We start from the raw sequence: 17,661 nt of genomic DNA on the forward strand, positions 1-17,661 counted from the left end.
ACACCATGAATAAATTCCTAGCATAACTGCCCTCACAAAGCAACGGATCGGGGGCGCAAAGCCCGAAGCGATTGCCCTGATGCGGTCCCTGCTCAGGCGGCTTCGCCGTGCTCTCTCGCCTGCTTACGCCGCTTTTTGCGCTTGTTGCTGATTTCCCACCTTTTGTGGAACCACATCCACTGGCCGGGATCCTCGCGTACCCAGCGCTCGACGACATCGTTGAGAAGCTGGGTGGTGCCATGGACGTCGACACTGCCGGAGGCGGTGCGCGGCAAGATCAGCCTGTCCTCGATCTCGAGCCGGAAGCGGTTGCCCGGCAAGCGCATGCAACGCGCCGGATAGACATCGCAGTCATAGTGCCGGGCCAGGGTGGCGAGGATCCGGTTGCTCTCGCATGGGCGGCCGAAGAAGGTCGTTTCGAGCCCGCCCGAGAATTTCTGGTCGACGAGGACGCCGATGTTGCCGCTCTTCTCCAGGATGCCTGCCAGCGCGAATGAGGCGCCGGTCGAGGAGGGCAGCAGGGAACCCATGGTCGAGCGGCGTGTCGAGAGGATATAGTCGGCAAGATAAGGATTGTTGGGCGGGCGAAACAGCGCCGTGATGTTCATGCCGAAGGTGGCGGCTGCCACCGGCAGCAGCTCGAAATTACCGAGATGCCCGGTGAAGATGATATGCGGCTTTTCCTCGCCCGCGATCTCCAAGAAATGGTCAATTCCCTTGACCTCGACGCGGCCTGGCTTCGACGCCGCCGGATCAAAGTCGAACAAGGCGTCGAGAAAGACGTATTCTGCCGCCAGACGCGCCATGTTGCCCCACATGTCGGAAGCGATGGCCTGGATTTCCATTTCGCTCTTTTCCGGATAGGCCTTGCGCAAATTGTCGATGGCGACGTCATGGCGTCCGACCCAGGGACCAATGCGGCGGGCGACGCGGTCGGCGAAGTTCAGCGCGCTGTCGACCGGCAGCAGACGCAGCACCGAGATAATCGCCATTGCGGCGCGCGCCACCAGCCAGTAGTTGAATTGGCGAAGCCGCCTGCCGTGGCGAAACGCCAGGTCGCGGCGGACCTTCCTGAAAGCGCTGCCGAGCATTCTCAGCCGACACGCAAGATGATCTTGCCGAACACGTCGCGGCCCTCCATGCGCTTCAGCGCGGCATCGATACCGTCGAAGCCGACCTCGGTGTCGATGACCGGCGCAACGAGCCCCGCCGCCATTTTCTGCATGGCATCGGCCATGTTTCCCATGCGGCAGCCAAAGGAGCCGAGCAGCTTCAGCTGCTGCTGGAACAATTGCATCAGATTGATCTGCGTCGACACGCCCGAGGTGGAACCGCAGGTCACCAGGCGGCCGCCGCGCTTCAGGCACAGCATCGAAGCGGCAAAGGTGTCGGCGCCGACATGCTCGAAGACGACGTCGACCCCCTTCTTCTTGGTCAGCTTGCGCACGACGCCTTCGAAACGGTCTTCGCGATAGTTGATGACGTGGTCGGCGCCAAGCGCTTTCGCCTTGTCGATCTTTTCGTTGGAACCGACCGTGGTGATCACGGTGCAGCCCATTTTCCTGGCGAGCTGGATCGCGGCGGAACCGATGCCCGAGCCGCCGGCATGGATGAGGATGGTCTCGCCGGGCTGCAGCCTGGCATTGTCGAACAGCATGTGCTCGACCGTGCCGAAGGTTACGGGTGCGACGGCCGCGCCGATGTCGGTTACGCCGGGCGGGGCAGGGACCAGCAGGCGCGCCGGCAGGTTTATCTTTTCCTGCGCAAAACCGTCGAGATGGAAGCCGTGAACGCCCGAAACATGCTCGCAGAGATTGTCGCGGCCTTCGCGGCAGGCGCGGCAAAGCCCGCAGGTGCGCGCGCCATAGATCGACACCAATTGCCCCGGCACCAGGCTGGAGACGCCAGGGCCGACGGCCTCGACCTCGCCGGAAGCTTCGGCGCCGACGACCAGCGGCAGCTTGCGCTTGGCGAAGGCCATGCCGCGCCAGCCCCAGACGTCGATGTGGTTCAAGGCCACCGCCTTGATACGCAGCGTCACTTCGCCGAGCGAGGGCGGAGGGGGAAGTGGCAGATCCACCGTCTCAAGACGGCGATCCTCGATAAGTTGCAATGCGCGCATGGGGCCTGTCGGGTTCTGTCCGGCGAAAAAGGCGACTAAAACGCGTCGCGTCGAAAGGATTCAGGCGACGCTGTTTAAGTCTTTGTTTTTATGCGTGTCGTTGTCCCAAAACCGCTTCGTACTTTTGGGCGACATGCATTAGACCGGTTCCCGCGCCATGACAAGGCAGGTGTTCTGGCCGCCGAAGCCGAAGGAATTGGACAAAACGGTGCCGACCTCGGCGTTGCGCTTCTGGTTCGGCACCACATCGAGCACGATCGCCGGATCCGGATTGTCGTAGTTGATGGTCGGCGGAATGACGCTTTCGCGCATGGTCATCAGCGAAAACGCCGCTTCGACCGCGCCGGCCGCCGACAGTGTGTGGCCGATCATCGACTTGTTCGACGAGATCGGCATCGAGCCGATCCGCTGGCCGAACACCGTCGACAGCGACAGATGCTCCATCTTGTCGTTTTCCGGTGTCGAGGTGCCATGCGCGTTGACATAGTCGATCTCGTCTTCGCCAAGTCCGGCGTCGGCGAGCGCAGCGCGCACAGCGGCGATCGCCGGCGAACCGTCCGGCTTGGAGCGGGTGCGATGGAAATCGTCGGCCTTCTCGCCGCAGCCGCGCATGATGCCGAGAATGGTCGCACCACGGGCAAGTGCGGCCTCCAGCGATTCCAGCACCAGCGCGCCGGAACCTTCGGCGAGGACAAAACCGTCGCGATCCTTGGAGAAGGGCTTCGAGGCCTTCTCGGGAAGGTCGTTGTGGGTGGAAAGCGCCGACAGCAGCGAAAAACGGATGAGCGCCTCGGCGGTCGCCGATCCGTCGGCGCCGATCGACAACGCCCTGTCGCATTCGCCGCGGCGGATCGCCTCGACGCCGAGCTGGATGGCGGTGGCGCCGGAGGCACATGCCGTCGACAGCGTGATCGGCAAGCCACGGGTGCCGAAACGGTCGGCCAGGCGATCGGCGATCGAACCGAACTGGGTGGTCTCGAAGATGTCGAGTTCCTTCAGGCCCCGCGCCACGCGCAGCAGCCGTTCGGCGCCGGCATCCTCACTGTCGGAATTGTAGAGCGAAAAGCGCTCGCTCCAGTCGAGCTCGACCGGCGGCGAGGCAAGAAAAAGCGGTCCGCCGAAATCGCCGGAATCAAGGCCGGATTCGGCCACGGCCTCCCGCGCCGCGGTTTCGGCCAGTTCGTAGGTGAGCAGGCTCGCGCCTTTCGAACTTGATTCCAGAAAGTCGACCATGCCGGAAATGCGGGTGTTCAGGTGATCGACCGGAAAGCGGGTGATCGGATGGATGCCGGACTTTCCTGAGGTAAGTGCCGCCCAATTGTCGGTCTTGCCGACGCCAAGCGAGGTCACCACGCCGATGCCGGTGACGGCGACGATTGGCCTGCCCATGTGGTCTTTCAGATTGGCCATCTTTTTTCCTGAGACGGTTTAATCGGCGGCGCTGACCAGCGCCATGCCCTCGAATTGGTGATAGCCGATCGCCGTTGCAAGGACGGTCCTGGGAATACCGCCGAAAGGCTTCTCGTTGGCGGCGTCAAAGACGGGATAGGCCGCCTTGCGCTCGACGGCGAGCGCCGCCAGAGCCACGGCGAAGGGGAACTGCGCTTCCTTCATGTGGCCGGTCAGCGTCGAAAATGCGCGAGCGGCAATCGCCGGATTGGCATCGAGCGCCGATTTCTCGGCAGCGGTCGCGGCGTGGGCGCCCGACGCCCCAGAAATCGCAAGCAGCTCACCGTTCGGCAATGCGGCCTGCTTGAGCAGTGAGGCGATCTCGGCATCGAGTTCGCCTCGCCGGCGCCTGGCGCGTCCGGATACGATCGGGCCGAGCTCCGCGTAGATCTTGCGTCCACGCTTCACCGCATGCTCGCGCTGCTCCAGAACGAGGAATGCGCCGCCGGATCCGGTCACCACGCCGCCGCCTTCGCCGCCCTGCCTTTGCCAGACCGGTTTCCAGGCGCCGCGATGCAGGTAGCCGGCCAGCTCATAACCGAGCAGCATGTCGGAATGTTCGGTCTGGAAGGCGCCGCCGACGAGAATATGCGTCGACTGGCCGGAGCGGATGCGGGCGGCGGCCGTCTCGACCGCGGCGACGCCGGCACCTTCCTCGCCCATGAAGGTGCGCGACGATCCCGTCACCTTGTGGACGATGGAGATGTTGCCGGCGAGCAGATTGGAAAGTTGCGCCAGGAACAGCGTCGGCCGCAATTCGGTGGTCAGCTTCTCGTTGAGGAGCACGTCGCGGTCGTTGCGGCTTTCCGAAGCGGCGAGGATCGCGGCGTCGACCGCCTCGTCGCGCTCGCCGCCGCCTGCCGCCACCACCATGTCCATGGTCGTGCAGAGCTCGTCATTGCCCTTGATGCCGGCATCGTCCAGCGCCAGGCCTGCGGCGTAGGTGCCGAGCCGCTGCCAGGTTTCCATCTGCCGCTGGTCACCGCGCTTGGCGATCTGCAGGTTCCAGTCGATCGCCGGTAGCGGATGAACGGTGTAGGGCGCGAAGCGCGAGGCATCGAGCACCGGCTCGAGCCCCGGCTGGGTGAGCTTTTGCCAGTGCGCATCCGGACCTTCTCCCTGCGAAGAAACAAGGCCGATACCAGTGATGACGACGTCGTGGGGACTGCTCATGCGCGGCTTTGTGGGTCAGGCGATTTCTTGTTGTTCTGCGCATGATCCCTATCCGAAAATCGATGCCGATTTTCGGGGTCATGCGCCAAGCGCGTCAAGGTCACGCGGCCTGCTTCCATCAGGCGTTCTTGGCCGCGACCAGTGCGTCGATCTTGGCGCACAGATTCTTCATCACGAAGTAATCGTCGGTCGAGGCCTTGCCGTCATTGACTTCTTGCGTCCACTTTTCCAGCGGCACCTTGATGCCGAATTCCTTGTCGATGGCAAAGACGATGTCGAGGAAGTCGAGGCTGTCGATGCCGAGATCGTCGATGGTGTGGCTTTCAGGGGTGATCGTGTCGATATCGATCTCACTGGTGTCGGCGATGATCTTGGCGACTTTGTCGAACGTGGTGGACAAGGGCTTTTCCTTCGGTTGCGGGCGGAATCTGTCCGCATGGTCAGCGCGCTGTCTAATCGGTTTTTCAGGGCAGGAAAAGGCCTGATACGCCGGGCGCGGATGGGATGCGGGTCTGGAAAAGACAAGAAGGGCCGCCGGATGGCCTGGTGGCCCTTCCATTTGACGTGGCGTCAGCTCCCAGAGCATCGAACTCCGACGGTGGCATTTTTGCGAGGTTCGGCAAAGATGGCGGTCCTGTCAGAACGTAACGCGGCCAAGCACGCGCAGGCCATCGCCCTGCGGCTCGACCACCACGGCTTCGCCTTCGCGCGGAGAGACGCCGGTTAGCGCCATAATGTCTTCCAGATGGGTGACCATGACCAGATTGTCGGAGCCGGAATAACCGCGGATCTCGGTCATGATCGCGGCAAGCTGGGCAGCTTTCTCGTCCGGGTCGGTCTTCAGCAGGTCGAGCGGCGCGAAGGGCTCGGGCTCCGTCTCGAAAGCGATGCGGGCGGTGTCGAGGCAGCGGCAGTAGCGGCTGGACAGAACGCGCTCGATGGGGGCGGCGCGAGCACCGAACAACGCGCCGATCTTACTGGCCTGCTGCTTGCCGCGGGCGGACAGGTTGAGCTGGGTGGCGCATTTTTCGATGTCGAAATTCGCTGGGTCGGTCGTGCCGGTGATCATCGCGTGGCGAAGCAGCACGACATGGCCGCCGTCGCGCAGCAGCGCCCAACCGGCATCCGTGGCATGGGCTGCGGTGGAAACGACTAGCAGAAACAGCGCCATGGCAAATCGAAGCATTGGACGTCCCTTTCACGGGTCGCCGGAGGTGGGTTCCGGTGACGGGCATATAAGGGATGGCAAAGCCGGCTGAAAGACAAGCGAGCGGCAGGGTAGCCCATTTCTTGGCTATCCAGATCGAGGACCGTTTCCTGGGGCGGGCGATTGCGCGGCAATCGCGGCTCGCCTATCACGGGAAAAATGTCTCCGCTCATCGAAACCGTCCTTTTTGTCTTCGGCCTTGTCGCGCTCGGCTATCTGGCCGGGCTCACCGGCTATCTGAAGGCCGAGGCGGGCGAGGCGATCGCCGAATTCGCCGTCGGGGTGGCTATGCCGCTGCTTCTGTTTCGCACCATGGTCAACGCCGATTTCCATGGCTCCGCGCCCTGGCCGTTCTGGGGAGCTTATTTCGCGGCGGCGGCGGTCACATGGACCGCGGGCCATCTGGTCATCACGCGGTGGTTCGGGCGCGACTCCCGCGCGGGCGTCGTCGGCGGCGTGTCGTCGGCTTTTTCCAATCTGGTCCTGCTCGGCATCCCGTTCGTCCTCGGCACATTCGGGCCAAGTGGATTCGAAGTGCTGTCGCTGCTGATTTCCGTGCATCTGCCGACGATGATCATGGCGTCGATCATCCTGTTTGAGATTTTCGGCCGCGGCGACGAGCAGATGCATCCGCTGCGCATCATCCGAAGCTTCTTTCGCAAGATGTTCTCCAATCCGCTGATCATCGGCATCCTGGCCGGATGGGTGTGGCGTTTCACCGGCCTGCCATTGCCGACGCTGGCCGTGCGGCTGGTCGACGCGCTGGCCGACATCGCCGGACCGGTCGCGCTGTTTGCCATGGGGCTTGGCCTGTGCCGCTTCGGCATCTCCGGCAACGTGCGGCCGGCGCTGGCGCTGTCGGCGCTGAAGCTGGTCCTGATGCCCGCCGTTGCGCTCGGCCTGGTCTGGCTGGTTGGCCTGCCGCCGCTGTCGGCGAAGGTGGCGGTCGTGGCGGCCGCACTGCCGTCCGGGGTCAATTCCTACCTGATTGCCTCGCAGTTCAACACCGGCCAGGCGTTGGCGTCGAACCAGATGACCATCGCCACCGCCTGTGCGGTCGTCACCACCGCCTTCTGGCTGGCGGTGGTTGTGCAGATTTTCGGCTAGTTTTGACTGGCCCAAACCCTATATGCCATCTTGCGATTGCTTGCAGAGCTTGCCCTAGGTAAAGAGCAGTGGCTCCAGCGTGCCGGGCATCCACGCCATTGCGCACGCTCACCCGAGGAAATCCAGCGACCGGCCCGTCAGTGCGCCGAACGGAGGCTAGACCATGCTTCAGAAAACCAGCCATTTCATGCGCCAGGCCAATCTCATCAACGGCGAATGGGTGCAGGCCGACAGCGGCCAGACGGTCGATGTCAACAACCCGGCCACGGGCCTGAAGATCGGCACGGTGCCGAAGTCGGGCAAGGCGGAGACCCGCCGCGCCATCGAAGCCGCCGAGGAAGCCTTCAAGACGTGGCGCAAGACCACCGCGCTCGAGCGCTCGAAGCTGCTGCGCAAGCTGCATGACGCGATGATGGACAATCAGGACGTGCTGGCCGAACTCCTGACCATCGAGCAGGGCAAGTCGCTGTTCGAGTCCAAGGGCGAGATCGGCTCGGCCGCGTCCTACGTATTGTGGTTCGCCGAAGAGGGCCGCCGCACCTATGGCGATGTGGTGCCTTCGCCGTGGGCGGACCGCCGCATCCTGGTGACCAAGGAGCCGGTCGGCGTCATCGCCGCCATCACGCCGTGGAATTTCCCGTCCTCGATGCTGGCCCGCAAGCTCGGCCCGGCGCTTGCCGCCGGCTGCACCGCGGTGGTCAAGCCTGCTTCGCAGACGCCCTATTCCGGTCTCGCCTGGGGCGCGCTGGCCGAGGAAGTCGGCTTCCCCAAGGGTGTCATCAACATCCTTACCGGTGCCGCCGGCGAGATCGGCGACGAGATCTGCGCCAACCCGCTGGTCAAGAAGATCACCTTCACCGGCTCGACAGAGGTCGGCAAGATCCTGATCCAGAAATCGTCCGTCACCGTCAAGAAAGTGTCGATGGAGCTGGGCGGCAATGCGCCGTTCATCGTCTTCGACGACGCCGACATCGACCGGGCCGTTGCGGGCGCGATCACCGCGAAGTACCGCAATTCCGGCCAGACCTGCGTCTGCACCAACCGTTTCTTCGTGCAGGCGAAGATCTATGACAAGTTCGTCGAGAAGCTCGCCGCCGCCAGCAACGGACTGAAGGTCGGTTCCGGCCTTGAAGAGGGCGTCCAGCAGGGTCCGTTGATCGACGAGAAGGCGGTCGAAAAGGTCGAGGAGCTGATCGCCGACGCCGCCGCCAAGGGCGGCAAGGTCGTCGCCGGCGGCAAGCGCCATGCGCTTGGCGGCTCGTTCTTCCAGCCGACGGTGATCGCCAATGCGACGCCGAAGATGCGGTTCATGAAGGAAGAGATCTTTGGTCCGGTCGCCCCCGTGTTCAAGTTCGAAACCGAGGACGAGGTGGTAGCGCTCGCCAACGACACCGATTTCGGCCTGGCCTGTTATTTCTACACGGGCGATCTCGGCCGCGCCTTCCGGGTGATGGAAGGGCTGAAATATGGCATGGTCGGGGTCAATGAAGGCCTCATCACCACGCCGGAGGCGCCGTTCGGCGGCGTCAAGGAATCGGGCCTCGGCAAGGAAGGCGGACATCAGGGCATCGAGGACTATCTCGACACCAAATATGTCTGCATCGGTGGGCTCGGCCTCTGATTTTCTTGGCCCCTGATTATCTTGGGCCTCTGACTATCTTGGGGGTCTGTTGATTACAGCAGACCCCACCAAGCCCGGAAGCTCAGGCGGGCATCGATCAACCAACCGGCATTTCGGACATGGCGATGAAGGACGGCGAGGTCTTCGGCACGACGCAGGCGGGCGACCAGGTCCGCCGCTTCACCATTCGGGGCGGCGGCCTCACCGCCAACATCATCGGGCTCGGCGCCATCATCCAGGATCTGCGCCTGGCTGGGCACGACGCGCCGCTGGTGCTGGGATATGACCGTTTCGAGCCCTATGAGACCGACAGGGCCTTCTTCGGCGCCGTCGTCGGGCGCTTTGCCAACCGCATCCGCGACGGCCGCTTCACCATCGCCGGAAAGCGCTACCAGGGCGAGCGCAATTTCCTCGACAAGCATACGCTGCATGGCGGCTCGGAAGGTTTCTTCCACCGGCCGTGGACCGTTTCACTGCACGGCCGGGATTTCGTCACGCTTACTCTGCATGATCCCGACGGCACGATGGGCTTTCCCGGCGCGCTCGACGTGACTTGCACCTACCGGCTGAAGATCCCCGGCACGCTGAGCATCGAGATGACCGCGACCTGCGAGGAGCCGACGCTCTGCAATCTCGCCCAGCATTCCTATTTCAACCTCGACGATGGCGGCGCCGGCGACATCCTCGACCACCGATTGATGCTGAATGCCGGCGCCTATACGCCGGTCGACAGCGAGATGATCCCGACCGGCGCGGTCAAGCCCGTCGACGGCACGCCCTTCGACTTCCGCCAGGCGCGGCCGCTGCGCATGGAGACCGAGGGCGAACAGCTTGCCTACGATCTCAATTTCTGCCTCGCTCCGACGCGCGGGCCGCTCAAGCAGGCGTCGTGGGCGCAAGGTGCGAGTTCCGGCGTCGAGATGGAAGTGTGGACCACGGAGCCGGGTCTCCAGCTCTATTCGGGCCAGTATCTGCAGCCGTCTTCTTCAGGGCTGGACGGACGCCATTACAAGGCTTTCTCAGGCTTCTGCCTGGAAGCGCAGGTCTGGCCGGACGCGCCGAACCGGCCGTATTTCCCGCAGGCGACGCTGTGGCCGGGCCAGATTTATCATCAGGTCACGGAGTACCGGTTCCGGCTGCCTTAGATCTGCGAACGGCGGTTTGAATCTCGACAGACCTAATCGTCGAACGCTTTCCTGAGCGTCTCGAACGGCGCCAGCGCGCCGCGCACCTGGACGACGGCGGCGGCGACGCGGTGGGCGCGCAGCGCCGCCGCTGCCGGGGCGTGGCCGGCAAGCCGGGCGGCGAGATAGCCGCCATTGAAGGAATCGCCGGCGCCGGTGGTGTCGACCGGGGCGGCGACATGCACGGCCGGAACGGATTGCAAGGTGTCGTTTTCGGCAATCAGCGCCGGTTCCTCACCATTCTTGACCACGACTTCGCCGACCAGCTTTCCCAGTCGTTGCGCCGTCGCTTGCGGCGTTGCATCGCCAAACAGCATCTGCTCGTCGGGATAAGTCGGCAGCGCGATGTCGGTGACGGCAAGGGCATCAAGGATCGCGGCTTGCGCTTCCTCACGGCTGCGCCACAGTCGCGGCCGGTAGTTGGGATCGAAGGCGACAAGCGAACCGGCCGCGCGCGCCTTGGCTACGGCCTTCAGCAACGTCTTGCGCGCGGCATCGTCCAGAATTGCCAAAGTGATTCCGGAAAAGTAGACAAGCGCTTGGTTTTCCAGGCTTTTTGCCAGTGCGACCGGATCGGAGGCGAGCTGCCGCGCGGCCGCGTCGCCACGCCAGTAGGTGAAGGAGCGTTCCGCGCCGGTCAGCGTGATCGCATAGAGGCCGGGCCGAGCGCCCGGTATGACCGGACTTCCGCCGATGCCGATGCCGTTTTCGGCGAAGAAGGTGATCTGGCCTTGCGAGAACGGATCGTCGCCGAAGGCCGACACATAGGTTGCCGGGCGATCGCCGCTCAGCGCATGCAGCGCCCACAGCGTGTTGAAGGTGTCGCCGGCAAAGCCCATGCGCCAGTTCGGCCCCGCCTGGCCTGAAAGTTCGATCATGCACTCACCGATCGAGACGACACCGTTTCCTGCCATGAATCTCCCTCCTGATGCGTATCGCCCCAAAAAGGCGTAACGACATGCATAAACCAAAGACCCGGTGCTGTAGCTTTTTGCAGCCGGCAGCGCCATGCTTGGCGACGGCGGATTTTTGCACCAGAACCGTTTTCCCGCAGGCGGCTGGACGCTACCTGCCCACCAAGACGTTAATGGCTGAAAAGGAACCGGTTTGGCATTGATATGGCGTTATGTTCTGGCGGGTCTCGGTCTGGCTGCCTTGCTGGCTGGCATTCTTTCCGTCGTCTACCTGACGACGCGGCATGCGCCTCAGCTTGCCGGGACGGACATTTCCCGTTCGAAAACGACGGCGCACGGGCTGTTTGTGGCAAGTTTCGAGCCCGAAAAGGGTGTCATCCGCCAAGGCGAGCTGCAATCCTGGCTGCTGACGCTGAAGACAGTTGCGGGCGCGCCTGTGCAAGGGGCGGCGATCTCGGTTTCTGGCGGCATGCCGCAGCACAATCACGGCCTGCCGACCAGCCCGCAGGCGACCGACTATCTGGGCGACGGGCGCTATCGCATCGAGGGGCTGAAATTCACGATGAGCGGATTGTGGCAGTTGCATTTCGCCATTTCCGCGGCAGCCGGTTCGGACACGGTCGTCTTCAACGTGCTGCTGTGAGCTGGTTTTCGCGTCTTCTCCTGCTGACGGCGATGACCGTGCTTGCCGGCTGCGGCAAGCCGGAATTCTCCGATGCCGAGAAGAAGACCATCGCCTCGCTGGCGCTCAACACCTTGCCGCCGCTGAAGACCGACACCACCAACCGCTTCGCCGACGTGCCGGCCGCGGCTGCTCTGGGTTCGACGCTGTTCTTCGACACGGGGATGAGCGGCGATGGCATGGTTTCCTGCTCGACCTGCCACAAGATCGACCGGCAGTTCCAGGACGACCTGCCGCAGGCGGTCGGTGTCGGCCGCACCAACCGGCGCACAATGCCGCTGGCCGGCGTCGCGCATGATTCCTGGTTCTTCTGGGACGGGCGGCGCGACAGCCTTTGGGCGCAGGCGCTGATGCCGCTGGAAAATCCGCTGGAACAGGCCGGCAACCGCGCCGCCTTCGCGCATTACATCAAGGCGCGCTTTGGCGAGCGCTATGAACGCATCTTCGGACCGCTGCCCGACCTATCCACTGTGCCGGCCAATGCCAGCCCGCTCGGCACCGATGCCGAAAAGGCGGCGTGGAGCGCCATGTCCGATCAACAGACCGAGGACGTCAATCGCGTCTTTGCCAATATCGGCAAGGCGATCGCCGCCTTCGAACGGTCGATCGCGCCGCCGCAGACCCGCTTCGATCGCTTTGCCATCGATCTGGCCACCGGTGCCAAGCCAAAAGACGACGATGCCTTTTCGCCCGAGGAGGTCCTTGGTTTGAAGCTGTTCGTCGGCAAGGCGAATTGCGTGACATGCCACACCGGCCCGCGCTTCACCGACAACAGTTTCCACAATACCGGCGTGCCGCCGGTCAAGGGTTTGCCGCCGGATCGCGGCCGCGTGGATGCGGTACGCCAGGTCGAGGCCGACCCGTTCAACTGTTTCGGCGCCTTTCGCGACGGCGATGCCAGCGCCTGCGGCGAGCTGCGCTTCATGGTCAAGGCCGGACCGGAACTCATCCGCGCCTACAAGACGCCGTCATTGCGCGGTGCGGCCAGCCGTGCGCCCTACATGCATGCCGGGCAGTTCGCGTCGCTCGACGAGGTGGTGGCGCATTATTCCAGGGCGCCGGCAAGTGTCGAAGGTGTGTCCGAGCTGCATCCGCTCCAACTTTCGGACCGCGAGCGCACGGCGCTGGTGGCGTTTTTGAAGACGCTGGCGGAGTGAGTTTGCCGGCGACGTTGCGAAGCGAGGTCGAGTTGGCTTTGAAGCGTCGATCATCCGCGGCTAACCTCAGCGGCAAATCGCAAACCTTGGAAATTGGTCGAGACATCCCTCTTTTCGTCATCCCAGGGCGGAGCAAGGAGCGAAGCGACGCGGCTCAGACCCTGGGATCCATGCCGTTACCTGGCAGCAGTGCTCCTGCGGACCAGAACAGAGCGCTACCACCCCGTCCCGCGAAAAAGCTCGAACCACTCCGGATTGGTCTTTTCGATCAGGTCGATCTTCCATTGGCGCGGCCAGCGCTTCAGCGACTTCTCGCGCTGGATGGCGTCACGAATGTCGAAATGTTCCTCGTACCAGACCAGCCGCTGCACGCCGTAGCGGCTGGTGAAGCGTGAGCCCTGGCCGGTTTTGTGCTCCGGCAGGCGACGGCCGAGATCGTTGGTGACGCTGATGTAGATCGTCCCGCGCTTCTGGCTTGCGGTCATATAGGCATAGCCGGTCATGGCTGAAGGGTAGCTGGCGCCGTTGCGGATGCAAGCGCCGTTCTGGGCCGTTGCATTCTTCGGCCGATGTCACGGCATGGATCCTGGGGTCTGCGCCGCGTCGCTTCGCTCCTTGCTTCGCCCCAGGATGACGAAGGCGTGGTGGGATTTGGCCAATCGCCAGCGCTGGCGATTGGAGGCTGCAGGCCAATTGGGCTCAGTCAATCAGCCAATCCTCTGCGACAGAGGCGCTACCGATCCTTCACCGTCTCCATCGCCACGAAGGTCGAGGTCTGGGCGACATGGGGCAGGGCGGAGATGCGCTCGCCGAGCACGCGGCGATAGGCGGCGATGTCGGTGGTGCGGACTTTCAGGAGATAGTCGAAGCTCGACGCCATCATGTGGCACTGCTCGATCTCCGGCACCGCCTGGACGGCGCGGTTGAAGGCGTCGAGAGCGGCGGAACGGGTATCGGACAGTTTGACCTGGACGAAGGCGACATGACCTTCGCCCATGCGCTCGCGGTCGATGATCGCCTGGTAGCCCCTGATGTAGCCGTCCTTCTCCAGCCGCTTGACCCGCGCCTGCACCGGCGTCTTCGACAGGCCGACCTTGGCGGCGAGCTCCGACATGGAAAGCCGCCCATCGCGGGCCAACGCCGAGAGGATGTTCCTGTCGATGCGGTCCAATTGGTCTTCTGTCATCGATTTTGTGGTTCAATTGAGGGAAATCAGGCCATATGATAGGTCAATCGACCTATCATGTCGGTTTCTTTGGCACGACTGAAATTTGGCTTTGTGCTAGCTTGCGCCATTCGGTCCGGTGATCGCCGGCCCGCTCCCTGATGCTCGCTTCATAGGACCGCCATGCCAGCGCTCGAGCCCATCCGCCAGCAGATCCGTGCCAATTATCTGCCAGACGAAGACCAGGCGGTGAAACGGCTGGCCGAGGCGACGGGGCTGTCGACAAAGGACCGCAACGCGATCTCGGCCCGCGCCGCCGATCTGGTGCGGGCGGTGCGCGGCTCGTCCGATCCCAGGCTGATGGAGGTTTTTCTCTCCGCCTACGGCCTCTCGACAAAGGAGGGCGTGGCGCTGATGTGCCTCGCCGAGGCGCTGCTGCGGGTGCCCGACACCGAGACGATGGACGATCTCATCGCCGACAAGATCGCGCCGCACGACTGGTCGGCGCATTCGGGCGGTTCGAGCTCGATCTTCGTCAATGCCTCGACCTGGGCGCTGATGCTGACGGGCCGCGTGCTCGACGAGGGCGAGGGCGGCATCGAGGGCACGCTGCGGGCCATGGTGCGCCGTCTGGGCGAGCCGGTCATCCGCAAGGCGGTTGCGGCCGCCATGCGCGAAATGGGCGAGCAGTTCGTGCTCGGCCGCACCATCGCCGAGGCCGTCAAGCGCGGTCGGCCGATGACGCAGAAGGGCTATCTCTATTCCTTCGACATGCTGGGCGAGGCGGCTCGCACCGAGGCCGACGCACTGCGCTATCACAAGGCCTATGCCGACGCCATTTCCTCGCTAGACGCCGGCGCCAACGGGCCGGACATCCGCCAGAACCACGGCATCTCGGTCAAGCTTTCGGCGCTGCATCCGCGCTATGAGGTGGCGCAGAAGGAAAAGATGCTGCCTGTCATGGCGGAGCGGCTTTTGTCGCTGGCGCTGGCGGCGCGCCATTCGCGCATGGGCCTCAACATCGACGCCGAGGAGGCCGACCGCCTCGACCTGTCGCTCGACGTCATCGAGCGGGTGCTGGCCGAGCCGGAGCTGGCCGGCTGGAACGGCTTTGGCGTCGTCGTCCAAGCCTATGGCCCGCGCGCGGCCTTCGTCATCGATTGGCTCTACGCATTGGCGAAGAAGTACGACCGCACCATCATGGTGCGGCTGGTCAAGGGTGCCTATTGGGACACCGAGATCAAGCGGGCACAGATGCTGGGACTCGACGGTTATCCCGTCTTCACCCGCAAGGCCAACACCGATGTCTCCTACATTGCCTGCGCGAAAAAACTGCTGTCGATGACCGACCGCATCTATCCGCAATTCGCCACCCACAATGCCCACACCGTGGCCGCCATCCTGTCGATGGCCGAGAACCGCGATTCCTTCGAGTTCCAGCGGCTGCACGGCATGGGCGAAGCGCTGCACGAGACGGTGCGGCAGGCCGAGGGCACGCGCTGCCGCATCTATGCGCCGGTGGGCGCGCATTCCGATCTGCTGGCCTATCTGGTGCGCCGGCTTTTGGAGAACGGTGCCAATTCCTCCTTCGTCCATCAGCTCACCGACGAGGAGGTCGAGCCGGAGGATATCGCCCGCGACCCGCTCGAAACGGTGGAGAAACAGGGCCCTGCCGCCAATCCAGCGATTGCGCGTCCCGCGATGATCTTCGGCGCCGGACGCCGCAATTCCAGGGGCTTCGACATCACCGATACGGTGACGCTGGCCGCCATCGACAAGGCCAGGGCGGGGTTCGCCGGGCCGGATCGCTGGCACGCCAAGCCGATCACCCGCGCCGCCGGCTACGGCAAGCAACGCTCCATCGTCAATCCGGCCAGGCCTGACGAGGTGGTCGGTACGGTCAGCGAGGCTGCCGCCAAGCAAGTGGCGACCGCCGTGCGCATAGCGGTCGAGGCGCAGCCGGCCTGGGCGAAACGTCCGGTCGCCGAGCGTGCGGCCATCCTCAACCGGGCCGCCGATCTCTACGAGGCCAACGCGGTCGAGTTCTTTGCGCTGGCGACGCGCGAGGCCGGCAAGTCATTGGCCGACGGCATTGCCGAAGTGCGCGAAGCGGTCGACTTCCTGCGCTACTACGCAGCCGAAGCAGCCAACGCCGAAGCGGGCACACAGGCGCGCGGGGCCATTGTCTGCATCTCGCCGTGGAATTTTCCGCTGGCCATCTTCACCGGCCAGATCGCCGCTGCGCTGGTGACCGGCAATTCGGTGATCGCCAAGCCGGCCGAACAGACGCCGCTGATCGCCTTCCGCGCCGTCGAGATGCTGCGCGAGGCCGGCGTGCCGGAAGACGTCATCCAGCTTCTGCCCGGCGATGGACCGTCGGTCGGCGGACCGCTGACCGCCGACCCGCGCATTGCCGGCGTCTGCTTCACCGGCTCGACCGAGGTCGCCAAACTGATCGAGAAGCAACTGGCCGAGACCGCCGCGCCCGATGCGATGCTGATTGCCGAGACCGGCGGGCTGAACGCGATGATCGTCGATTCCACCGCACTCCCCGAACAGGCGGTGCGCGACATCCTGGCGTCGGCTTTCCAGAGTGCGGGCCAGCGCTGCTCGGCGCTGCGCGTGCTTTACGTGCAGAAGGACGTCGAGAAGAAGATGCTGGAGATGCTGAAGGGGGCGATGGAAGCGCTCAGCATCGGCGATCCCTGGCGGATTTCCACCGATGTCGGCCCGGTCATCGATGACGAGGCTAAGGACTCGATCCGCGACTATTGCACCAAGATGGGCCTGCAGGGCCGGCTGATCGCCAAGCTCGAAGCGCCGAAGAGCGGCCGCTTCGTCGCGCCGCATGTGTTCCGGGTCAAGGGTATCGAGGAGATGGAGCGCGAGGTGTTCGGGCCGGTGCTGCATGTTGCCAGCTTCGACGCCGAAAAGATCGATGCCGTCATCGCCGCCATCAACCGCAAGGGCTATGGCCTGACCTTCGGCCTGCACACCCGTATCGAGGGCCGCGTCCAGCATTTCGTCGACGGCATCCATGCCGGCAACATCTACGTCAATCGCAACCAGATCGGCGCCGTGGTCGGTTCGCAGCCCTTTGGCGGCGAAGGACTTTCCGGCACCGGGCCGAAGGCGGGCGGCCCGCATTATCTCCGGCGCTTTCGCAAGGGCCCCGAGGCCGGCACGCATATCGCCGATGGCCGCAAGGTGACGGCGACCGAACTTGCCGACAATCTGCCGGACCCCGCGCTTGGTGGCTGGTCGACACGGCCCGACCGCGTCGCCATCCTGCGCAAACATCTGCGCGGCAAGGGCGCGGCGGCGATCGGTGCCGCCGCCAGCATCGATTTCGGCCAGGTCGACCTGCCGGGGCCGACCGGCGAGGCCAACACGCTGTCGCTGTCGCCGCGCGGAAGGGTGCTGTGCCTAGGCCCGGATCAAGACACGCTGCTGGCGCAGACCATTCAGGCGCTCGCGGCCGGCGATGCCGTGCTTGCCGTGGCGCCTGGTGCTCCGGCGGCGCTGTCGGCACTGACCGGCAAGGGCTTGCCACTCGCCGCCATCGACGGCCGTCCCGACCCGGTCGAGGCACGCTCGCTGCGTGTCGACGTCGTTGCCTTTTCCGGCACGCCCGAGGCCGCGCGCGTCGTGCGGAAAGTCATCGCCGATCGTTCCGGCCCGATCGTGCCGCTGGTCAGCGAAGTGCTCAACCCGGCGGCTTATGCTCATGAAAGGGCTGTCTGCGTCGACACCACGGCCGCCGGCGGCAATGCCAGCCTGCTGGCGGCAGCGTAAGGCTTTTCACTTGTTGGGAATCGCCCTGTATTGACAAGGAGCCGCACCGGGCCGAACAGAGGGGACAACTCGACCGGGCCCGAAC

15 protein-coding genes are annotated in these 17,661 nt (G+C 64.3%); 6 read left to right on the plus strand and 9 right to left on the minus strand.

Annotation, left to right across the window (positions count from 1 at the left end; genetic code table 11):
• Positions 1-92: 92 nt before the first annotated feature.
• The 6 genes from AC0L2H_RS08250 to AC0L2H_RS08275 all read right to left on the minus strand — a co-directional run bounded on the left by AC0L2H_RS08250 (position 93) and on the right by AC0L2H_RS08275 (position 5,930).
• Positions 93-1,091 (minus strand): lipid A biosynthesis lauroyl acyltransferase, encoded by a 999-nt coding sequence (locus AC0L2H_RS08250; protein ID WP_473589761.1) that lies wholly within the window; start codon positions 1,089-1,091, stop codon positions 93-95.
• Between the two features lie 2 nt (positions 1,092-1,093).
• Positions 1,094-2,122 carry a zinc-binding dehydrogenase gene (locus AC0L2H_RS08255; protein ID WP_473589762.1) on the minus strand — a complete coding sequence of 343 codons (1,029 nt, stop codon included), beginning with the start codon at positions 2,120-2,122 and terminating at the stop codon, positions 1,094-1,096.
• 138 nt (positions 2,123-2,260) lie between these two features.
• Complete coding sequence (locus AC0L2H_RS08260) at positions 2,261-3,532, minus strand: beta-ketoacyl-ACP synthase (RefSeq protein WP_473589763.1); 1,272 nt, start codon at positions 3,530-3,532, stop codon at positions 2,261-2,263.
• A gap of 18 nt (positions 3,533-3,550) precedes the next feature.
• Positions 3,551-4,744: a beta-ketoacyl-ACP synthase gene (locus tag AC0L2H_RS08265; protein ID WP_473589764.1), complete on the minus strand. Its 1,194-nt coding sequence runs from the start codon at positions 4,742-4,744 to the stop codon at positions 3,551-3,553.
• Between the two features lie 118 nt (positions 4,745-4,862).
• The gene (locus AC0L2H_RS08270) at positions 4,863-5,144 is read right to left on the minus strand and encodes an acyl carrier protein (protein ID WP_006335407.1); all 282 of its coding nucleotides are present in this window, start codon (positions 5,142-5,144) and stop codon (positions 4,863-4,865) included.
• Between the two features lie 237 nt (positions 5,145-5,381).
• A complete protein-coding gene (locus tag AC0L2H_RS08275) occupies positions 5,382-5,930 on the minus strand; it encodes a histidine phosphatase family protein (RefSeq protein WP_473589765.1) in 549 nt (182 codons plus the stop codon).
• Positions 5,931-6,110: 180 nt separating this feature from the next.
• Between AC0L2H_RS08275 and AC0L2H_RS08280 the strand changes: the two genes are divergently transcribed.
• From AC0L2H_RS08280 to AC0L2H_RS08290, 3 genes are all read left to right on the plus strand, one after another.
• The gene (locus AC0L2H_RS08280) at positions 6,111-7,058 is read left to right on the plus strand and encodes an AEC family transporter (protein ID WP_473589766.1); all 948 of its coding nucleotides are present in this window, start codon (positions 6,111-6,113) and stop codon (positions 7,056-7,058) included.
• Between the two features lie 163 nt (positions 7,059-7,221).
• Entirely contained in the window at positions 7,222-8,679 is a 1,458-nt protein-coding gene (locus AC0L2H_RS08285) for an NAD-dependent succinate-semialdehyde dehydrogenase (protein WP_473589767.1), read from the plus strand.
• 119 nt (positions 8,680-8,798) lie between these two features.
• Positions 8,799-9,824, plus strand: a complete 1,026-nt coding sequence (locus AC0L2H_RS08290; RefSeq protein ID WP_473589768.1) for an aldose epimerase family protein — start codon at positions 8,799-8,801, stop codon at positions 9,822-9,824.
• Positions 9,825-9,856: 32 nt separating this feature from the next.
• Here the strand turns inward: AC0L2H_RS08290 and AC0L2H_RS08295 are convergent, their stop codons facing one another.
• Positions 9,857-10,777 carry a sugar kinase gene (locus AC0L2H_RS08295; protein ID WP_473589769.1) on the minus strand — a complete coding sequence of 307 codons (921 nt, stop codon included), beginning with the start codon at positions 10,775-10,777 and terminating at the stop codon, positions 9,857-9,859.
• Between the two features lie 193 nt (positions 10,778-10,970).
• Between AC0L2H_RS08295 and AC0L2H_RS08300 the strand changes: the two genes are divergently transcribed.
• Positions 10,971-11,420: a FixH family protein gene (locus tag AC0L2H_RS08300; protein ID WP_473589770.1), complete on the plus strand. Its 450-nt coding sequence runs from the start codon at positions 10,971-10,973 to the stop codon at positions 11,418-11,420.
• Between the two features lie 32 nt (positions 11,421-11,452).
• The gene (locus AC0L2H_RS08305; protein WP_473589918.1) at positions 11,453-12,616 is read left to right on the plus strand and encodes a cytochrome-c peroxidase; all 1,164 of its coding nucleotides are present in this window, start codon (positions 11,453-11,455) and stop codon (positions 12,614-12,616) included.
• 215 nt (positions 12,617-12,831) lie between these two features.
• On the opposite strand, the gene AC0L2H_RS08310 is transcribed toward AC0L2H_RS08305, so the two are convergent.
• Positions 12,832-13,119 (minus strand): GIY-YIG nuclease family protein, encoded by a 288-nt coding sequence (locus AC0L2H_RS08310; RefSeq protein WP_473589771.1) that lies wholly within the window; start codon positions 13,117-13,119, stop codon positions 12,832-12,834.
• A 230-nt stretch (positions 13,120-13,349) separates the two neighbouring features.
• On the minus strand, positions 13,350-13,802 hold the full coding sequence (locus tag AC0L2H_RS08315; RefSeq protein ID WP_107650411.1) for an Lrp/AsnC family transcriptional regulator: 453 nt from the start codon (positions 13,800-13,802) through the stop codon (positions 13,350-13,352).
• A 162-nt stretch (positions 13,803-13,964) separates the two neighbouring features.
• Between AC0L2H_RS08315 and putA the strand changes: the two genes are divergently transcribed.
• Complete coding sequence (gene putA, locus AC0L2H_RS08320; protein ID WP_473589772.1) at positions 13,965-17,576, plus strand: bifunctional proline dehydrogenase/L-glutamate gamma-semialdehyde dehydrogenase PutA; 3,612 nt, start codon at positions 13,965-13,967, stop codon at positions 17,574-17,576.
• Positions 17,577-17,661: the final 85 nt, after the last annotated feature.

The organism is Mesorhizobium sp. WSM4871 (assembly GCF_055811295.1).